Source organism: uncultured Proteiniphilum sp., assembly GCF_937873925.1.
Classification (GTDB): domain Bacteria; phylum Bacteroidota; class Bacteroidia; order Bacteroidales; family Dysgonomonadaceae; genus Proteiniphilum.
In genome coordinates this window covers 1-4,641 of record NZ_CALNAT010000215.1, presented here as the reverse complement: position 1 = coordinate 4,641, position 4,641 = coordinate 1, and the positions used below count along the sequence as shown (strand labels likewise).

3 protein-coding genes and 1 pseudogene are annotated in these 4,641 nt (G+C 36.0%); all 4 read right to left on the bottom strand.

Annotated features, from left to right (window positions below; genetic code table 11):
- Positions 1–80: 80 nt before the first annotated feature.
- Entirely contained in the window at positions 81–1,184 is a 1,104-nt protein-coding gene (locus Q0502_RS14410; RefSeq protein ID WP_298652094.1) for a DUF4998 domain-containing protein, read from the bottom strand.
- Between the two features lie 7 nt (positions 1,185–1,191).
- The gene (locus tag Q0502_RS14405; protein WP_298652091.1) at positions 1,192–2,394 is read right to left on the bottom strand and encodes a DUF5000 domain-containing lipoprotein; all 1,203 of its coding nucleotides are present in this window, start codon (positions 2,392–2,394) and stop codon (positions 1,192–1,194) included.
- A gap of 34 nt (positions 2,395–2,428) precedes the next feature.
- A complete protein-coding gene (locus Q0502_RS14400) occupies positions 2,429–4,321 on the bottom strand; it encodes a RagB/SusD family nutrient uptake outer membrane protein (RefSeq protein ID WP_298652089.1) in 1,893 nt (630 codons plus the stop codon).
- An 11-nt stretch (positions 4,322–4,332) separates the two neighbouring features.
- Positions 4,333–4,641 (bottom strand): annotated as a pseudogene (locus Q0502_RS14395) (TonB-dependent receptor); the annotation flags it as partial.

Here is a 4,641-nt window from a genome sequence, read left to right as displayed (position 1 = left end):
AATCTCTTCTGCTTGCATTGCAACCGCACTTTGCGATACATTTACTTTCGTTCATTGTTTTCATTATTTAATCTAATTATTTATCTTTTATATGCTCCTATTTCTGACAAAGCTGTAAATGCTCCGTTGTTATAATCCGATTTTGCGATAAGTTTAAAATATCTGCACGAGTAATCTATATCCAGATCAACATACTGTTTAGGTTCTATTTTCTCTAAAGTAAATTCACCCAAGCTACTCCATTTATCGCCGTCATCACTTATTTGCATCTCAATTAATTTGATTGAATACATAAGCCCCTCTCCACCACGTTGAATAAAAGAAAATCCTGAGATCGTATTTATTTCTCCCATATCCACTACCATGCTATGTGGATATATTTTAGTTTTATCCATATGCCAAACTGTGTTGATATTGTTATCAATCGCGTTTTGAGGAGTACGATTCCCATCGCAATTCCCCGTAGCAATCCAGGTTGATTTATTGTATTCAATTGCGGCACCTCTTACTTTTGTCGTTTCATATGCAGTATAAAATGTATCGATAGCTGTTTCTTCGGGGAGATATAAAGTGCGATGTTGGAAAGAAGTTCCTTCACAATAATTTTTTAATACGGTTGATTTTTCTTCCGGAGGTGCAAAGTAGGTACAAAGATTGTTAAACAAGTCTGTATAAACTATTTCGGAACCAATAGCCGTTTCATCAGAAGCGCCCCAGATTACATCAACCAATGTTTTATTATTTTTGTTCACATTTGCTTCTCTGACAGGGGTATTTAATAGTGAGGAGGTATAGTTTTCACCATAAACATTGCCATTTGCATATGTTGTGATCGAAGAATTGTTTTCATCGTCATAAACAATAATGTTAAATGAATATGCACCTTCTTGTAAATCAGTTAATTCAATATTGATAGTGTCTATTTGATGTACCCTTTCTATTGGGATAATGAGAGAGTCTGTTTTATTGTTCCATAGAATGGAGACTTTACTTGCAGAAGGATCAGATATTAAGAAATTTAACTTTAACCGATTATTCCCGGGGAAGACTTGTATTGAATCGGCAATTCCCACATAAACAATTTCGCCATCCTTAATAAAATTTTTATAAGAGTCATGCATGTTGTCACACCCTAAAAGTAAAACAAGAGTAGCAACTAAAGAGTAAAGTAAATTAGACTTCATATTGGTATTATTTTGATTGTTTTTCATTTTCTACGATACTTCCCCAGAAAGTAAGTTCACTGATATATACATAGTCAATTAACCCCCAAAGTTTTATTGTTTTAAATCGAATATACCTGACAGGAGGTATTCCGAAAGGAAATTCAAATTCTTGTCCGTCAACTTCAGCGAATTGCTTGTCTTCCGAGGTAATTTGTCCCACAGGCAGCCCGGATGGTTTTATGGACTCACAACTTCTCAATAACGTCCAGTTTTCCCAGCCTCCATCCGGATCAGGATTGTTACTTCCGTAAATTTCAAACATTTTTGGATCGCCTCCGTTGTATGAACCGTCGGTAAGACCCGCATTTCTGCTGTGTAATTTAAACCGACTGAGGGTAGCGGTTACCCCCAAGTCAAATGTAAACCACTGAGGTAATCCATGTCCCGGTGATGTGCAAAAAATATCATCGTGATGGTTGTAATTCCCATTCCAGAGTTTTGTAATGTCCCAGTGTTGATGATGTTTATAATAATCGGTTTTTAATGCTACATGTTTAAATAGAGATTTGTCCAATTTTTGTTCGAAGAGCGGAGTTAGTTCAACAAGCAGAGTATCAGAATAGTTGTTCCACCGGTCACGCACAAAAATACCGAATATATTTTTTATTGGCTCAAAACCCCTTACAGAAAATGAACCGTTTTTCCTTTTGGTATAGTATGCATCGACTTCTACTAGATTGTTCGTAGAATCAGCAGCAAGAACCTGAAGAACTATGCTTGCTTCCGATTCATTTTCAAAACGAACGCGCATTCCTCCAAAAGTTTCATCTATCTGTAAAGATTCAAATACTTTCATAAATGGAGGAGTTAAGGGATTTACCGTAACAGTTACCGGTTCAGAAAAATGTTCACCTCTGCTTACTGTATATAGCTCTACTTTATAATTTCCACTGTTTGGGAAACCATCAATGAACAAAAAATTCTGTAGATAAGAAGATTTAACTTCTCGTTCAACATTCCCTGCAATTCTATAAACTGCTTTTACATAAAGCAGATTTTTATCTTTGGGTATATCATACGTGATTTTTGCAGCACCCGGGAAATTTTCCACTTGCACGTTGCTGACTGGTAAGGGTGCCGTATCACGATTAATTGGACTCATCACATCTTCGTCGCAAGAGAAAAAAAACAGACTTGCAATTAATAATATAAATAGATACATTTTCATAAACTTGTTTATTTGCTGTTAGATGTAGTATTTGTTACCAACCAGGATTTTGATTAATGTTTTTATTTGAAAGCAACTCATTATCATTGATTGGCCATAAATAATCCCTTGTTGTAAATTTCTGGTTAAAAACAACTTTAGGGCGATAGTAATATAATGCCTCTTCTTGAGCTATATCCCATCCCATGATGGGTTTGTTCAGTTCCGTAATGCATTTTTTCCAACGACGAAGATCCCAATAGCGTTGGCCTTCAAACACAAGCTCAATCAGCCGTTCGCGGTGTATGATTTCTCGTAATCCTGTCTGAGATTGATATTTTGTAGGATTGGAAGAATAATTCTCCCAAGATTCTTCAACAGTTTTAAGTCCTGCTCTATCTCTTATAAGGTTTATCCAATGGTAAACATCTTCACTAGGTCCATTTATTTCATTCAGGGCTTCGGCATATAACAGGTAAAGGTTGGCCAAACGAATTTCCGGCCAGGGATACTGTTCAATGGTATAAGTGTTTATTCCGATTACATTGTTGAAATTCACCAATTTTTTAGGCCAATAACCGGTTACTGAATAAAAGAGTTGGTTTACAGGTGATGCAGGTTCTCCTTTTTTACTTGAAACATATAAAAGCCTTTCAGGATTACTGTCATCAAAACGACCCTGCCCATACCATATACCTCCATCGAAACCTAATGATGCATAAAAACGAGGTTCCCTGTTAAAATGCAAGCCAGCAGTTTTATAATATTCACGTATGTAGATTCGAGAATTTGAATCCCCCATCTTAAGCGAATATCTTCCAGCATAATCATATGTTTTGTCTTCATTAATAGGTACACCATTTTCGCTATAAAACATCTCGGCAATTTTAAGAGTAGGAGCATAAAAGCCACTTGTAAGTGCATTTGAAACATAAATTGGATCCAATCCCCGAGGTGTTGATCCGGCTTGTAAACTTCCTGACCGGCTATTTGTATTTCCCCATATAATTTCGGAATTCCATTTCTCGCAGATACTGTTTCGGATGCTTAATTCTATCTGGGTTGACTCGGAAATATTATATCGGAAGAATTCAGGTGAAAATGTATATAGTTTGTGTCCAGTTAATTCGCAGAAATTGATAGCTTTTTTGCAAGCTTCGGCGGCTTTTTCCCATTTTGATACCTCTTCCGTTGAATTAAAAAGTTCTTCTCCTTTTTTATTTTTAAAGTTCAAATAATCGTTGTTGCCATTGAAAAAAGGACTGGCAGCATAGGTAAGGACAATTGCTTTTGCCGATAATCCCGTTGCCTTTGTAATTCTTCCCAATTCCGTTATTTCATTATTGATTTGTTCCGGAAGATATTCAAGCGCCTCATCCAGCAGTTCGACAATATAATCGAAACATTCGTCAACCGGAGATCTAACGGGAAAGACCTCCTCTCCGTCTGCATTTACAGGAACATTTACTTTAATTAAAGGAATTGGTCCATACATTCTGAGTAGGTAAAAATGATAATAAGCTTTTAGAAATTTTACTTCGCCAATCCAGCGTTCCTTTTCATAATCATCCATATCACGAACTGACCCAATATTTTCCAAAAATATATTACATTGTCTGATCCCTTCGTATAAATCAATTCCCCAATTTGTTGCCCGCCAAAATCCCATATATGGATCAACTGAATTCTGGTAGCCACGGGCAATTTGCCAAGAGGCATAATTTTGCCCTGCCGGAAGCCAAAATTCATCACCTGCCGCATTGGCTACATTTAATTCAAAAACGCCATGGCGTGGCACATAGGAATAGCAGGTAAACAGGAATTTTTCAGCTGCAGTACGCATATTAAATGCGTGATCGATTGTGGCAATATTATCAGGTACTATATCCAGATAATTACAACTTGTTGCAATTATTATGTTTATCAGTAAAAATTTAATCTTTCTCATTTTCAATTAATTTAAAATGTAACATTCATTCCTATATTGAAAACTTTCTGAATGGGATATCCTAATCCATTTCCTGCCATTTCAGGATCCCATAATTTGAATTTACTGAAAGTGAGCAAATTTGTCCCACTAAAATAAATTCTAAGGTTAGTGTTTTGTTTTCTCATAATTTTCTGAGGAAGTGTATAACCTAATTCAATTGATTTTAACCGAATAAAAGAACCGTCACGCATAAACCAAGTGCTTGTCGCGAAATTATTTGAGTTCCATGTAGTGCTTAATCTTGGCCACAACGCGTAAACATTTTGATTTTCTTCTGA

Bases quoted from the DNA above. Each gene is read 5' to 3' on its own strand.
- Q0502_RS14410 (WP_298652094.1), bottom strand. From the start codon at position 1,184: ATGAAGTCTAATTTACTTTACTCTTTAGTTGCTACTCTTGTTTTACTT.
- Q0502_RS14405 (WP_298652091.1), bottom strand. From the start codon at position 2,394: ATGAAAATGTATCTATTTATATTATTAATTGCAAGTCTGTTTTTTTTC.
- Q0502_RS14400 (WP_298652089.1), bottom strand. From the start codon at position 4,321: ATGAGAAAGATTAAATTTTTACTGATAAACATAATAATTGCAACAAGT.